At 67.3% G+C, this 2,893-nt stretch carries 4 protein-coding genes; all 4 read right to left on the bottom strand.

The window, feature by feature from the left end:
- Nucleotides 1–89 precede the first annotated feature (89 nt).
- Nucleotides 90–980, bottom strand: a complete 891-nt coding sequence (locus VGR06_RS11285) for a hypothetical protein (protein ID WP_327558964.1) — start codon at nt 978–980, stop codon at nt 90–92.
- A complete protein-coding gene (locus VGR06_RS11280) occupies nt 977–1,684 on the bottom strand; it encodes an ATP-binding cassette domain-containing protein (protein WP_327558963.1) in 708 nt (235 codons plus the stop codon). The genes VGR06_RS11285 and VGR06_RS11280 overlap by 4 nt, the downstream gene beginning before the upstream one ends.
- A gap of 144 nt (nt 1,685–1,828) precedes the next feature.
- On the bottom strand, nt 1,829–2,389 hold the full coding sequence (locus VGR06_RS11275; protein WP_327558962.1) for an NmrA family NAD(P)-binding protein: 561 nt from the start codon (nt 2,387–2,389) through the stop codon (nt 1,829–1,831).
- Nucleotides 2,390–2,720: 331 nt separating this feature from the next.
- Nucleotides 2,721–2,893 (bottom strand): hypothetical protein (locus tag VGR06_RS43865; protein WP_414637224.1); only part of this gene is annotated, 173 nt, incomplete at its 5' end.

The raw sequence follows: 2,893 nt of genomic DNA, 5'->3' as shown, positions 1-2,893 counted from the left end.
GTGAGCCGGACAGATAGATCTCAGGCTTGTGATCAGCACGATTCGGTGTTGGTTAGCGGTGGTGCGGTGTGCTTTGCGAGGTCGTGGGGTCAGACGATGTTTCGTGGCCGGGTGGCTCGCCAGCCGGCGGCAAGCAGTGCTGCGGCGAGCAGGAGCAGGATCGCGACGTAGATGAGTTGGAGCGGCCAGTACTGGCCGGCGGGGTGGTATTGGCCGCCTCCGATACCCCAACTGTTGTCGGGCGTTCCTCGCGGTCCAGTCGCCCGAGACACCGGAGTGAGGGAGCGCACGATCCAGCCGGTGAGCAGGAACAGGGCGAGGAAGCCGATCAGCGCGGCGCCGATGGCGGCGAGGGTGCGCCGGAGGTAGGCGCCGATCGTGACGGCGAGAGCGAAGGCGAGCACGGCCTCGGCGGCGGGGGCGAGGTCGATGGAGAAGAACCAGATCCAGCGCGAGCTGGTCAGGCCGCCGCGGGTGAGCGGGATCTGGACGCGGTCGTTGGCCAGGCCGGCGACCAGTCCAGCAAAGGCCAGGCAGGCGGCCAAGATGCTGGTCTTGGTTGCGTACCACCGGCGGCGCGAAACAGACTGGGTCCAGGCGACGAGCTGGGTGCGCTGCTCAACCTCCCGGGCCACCAGCGGAGCTCCAACGAGCACACCGATGACGACCACGAGCAGGGGAAGGCCTTCCTCGAACGCCGGGATGGCGAAGTTGTAGGCGTGCACGAACGACTCCTGTTTCCCGCTGGAGTAGCGCGACAGCAGCGCCTGGCATGCGGGCGGCGGGGCGCGCACGAAACTACCGCCGTCGCTCGGTAGCGGGCAGCCGGCCTTGCCTAGCTGCGCCTGCCAATGCTCGTAGTGTGCGAGCCACCGGTCGGCGCTCTGCGCGACCAATGCCATGACGGCGCAGCCGACCGCGAGCACGATTGCCGTCCACAGCAGCTGTCCGCGGTGCAGGCGCCAGAGCAGGCACCTCATGCCGGCACCTCGCTAACCAGCGGAGCCGGTGCGGCGAGATAGCCCAGCGCCAGCTCGTCGAAGGTCGGCTCGGATTCATCCAAGCCCGGCCCGATTCTCGTGCCGGACTCGATGCGCACCAGCGCGACAGTCCGGCCCGCGGTCTTGGTGGCGCTGACCACGGGGATCCCGCTGCGTTGCGGCCAGTCGAGAGGGCCGATCACCACCCGGTGGCTGGCGCGCAGTTCGTCGATGTCGCCGGCGGTCTGCACCCGCCCAGCCCGCAGCACGATGAGGTAATCGCAGATGCGCTCGAGCTCCGCGATCACGTGGGAGGAGAACAACACCGCGACCCCGTACTCGGCGCAGGAAACGAGCATCGAGGTCAGGAACTCACGCCTGGCCAGCGGGTCCAGATTCGCCAAGGGCTCGTCCAACAGCAACAGGTCCGGCCCTTTCGCCAGCACCAGGGTCAGCGCAACCTGCGCTCGTTGCCCGCCAGACAGCGTGTGGATGCGGACCCGACGCGGGATCTCGAGCGCCCGGATACGCGCCTCGGCCAGCTGCGCGTCGAAGCGTGGATTCATGCATCGGCCCAGCTCAAGCACATCCGCGACGCGCAACCGCGGCCACAACGGTGCGTCCTGAGCGACGTACCCGGTCTGCGCCAGGTGTCGATCCGGCGGCCTACCAGCGACCTGGACGGGTCTGTTGCATTGAGCCATCGCGAGTGATCTTGACTGGAAATCTTACTGCCGGAACCCTTCGGTGCGCCTCCCGCCGGCACCGCTGAGGTCTCATAGGCGGTCCCGGGTGTGCTGGGTAGGGTGCCAACCGCAAATCCTCCTGCGAAGATCAGTTGCGATCGCTCAATGCAACAGACCCTCTGCGATTGGGATCTGCTGTAGCGGCTTGGAGCGGGACACCGGAGACGGCAGCCGGCCGCTGGCCAGCACCGGCGTGTTCCACGGGTTCCACAGGTTCTCCATGAAGTAGACCGGTGCAATGATCGTGTGCGGCACGCCCGAGTGGCGGAGATACCGCTCGACCTCGTGCTTACTGTCCATGACTGGCACACCGGTCGAGCGGTCAGCGCCGGCGACCGTCAGGTAGATCAGATGGCCCACTCCGGCGACCCTGGCGGCGTCAATGATGTTGCGACCGTGGCGGAGATCGCTGACCGGGCCGGCTGCGTGCGCGGTACCGGCAGCCACCAGAGCATCGGCCCGGCTCGCGGCCACCTCCAGGCTCGCTATCTCATCGAAGTCCACTCGCACGATTTGCGTCCCGCGCTCCCGCAGTTGTTGTGCTCGCGCCGATCCCGGCTCACGGGTAGCCGCCAGCACCCGATGGCCGCGATCAAGCAGTAGTGGGGTCAGCGCTCCGAGGCGACCGGTGGCACCACAGAACAAAACCGTGAGCTGACTCATCGCGACCCTCTCCGTTCCAGTACATATACCCCTACCGGGTAATAGTATCTACCACCACGTCATCGCCGGGCCAGGCGCTCTCCCCCAGCCGAGGCAGTCCTGGGACAAGCCAACGCGCCGCATCGGCGACACCTTTCACCCCGCAGTCGAAGGTCAGCCGAGTCTTGGGTCGTTGTCCCTGGCCTATGTACCGGGGGGTACGTATCAGGACACAAGTTCGCAGCGAGCAGAGCGATGACCGCGACAGCCCGAGGCATCGGTGGTGTTCCACTAGAAAGTGCTACGGAGGTCGCCGCGCAGGCGTCCGTCCCGGTTCGTGGTCGCGGGCGTGCTACCGGCGGCTGGAGCGCGGTCCTCGAGCAGTTCGCCGATGCAGCGGCCGACGCGGGTCGTTCTGGATGCGCCCCAGCCAGCCGCGCATTTCATCCGGTGGCCCCGCCGCGACGGCAAGGCCGATGGCTGCGTTCAGCTCGTCGACGCTTCCGCATGCCTCGACCCGGAGAT

Origin of the sequence: Actinophytocola sp., from assembly GCF_036002505.1 — a bacterium.
Lineage (GTDB): Bacteria > Actinomycetota > Actinomycetes > Mycobacteriales > Pseudonocardiaceae > DASYTH01.
The sequence above is the reverse complement of the archived record's forward strand: the minus strand, read 5'-3'. Positions and strand labels throughout refer to the sequence as shown.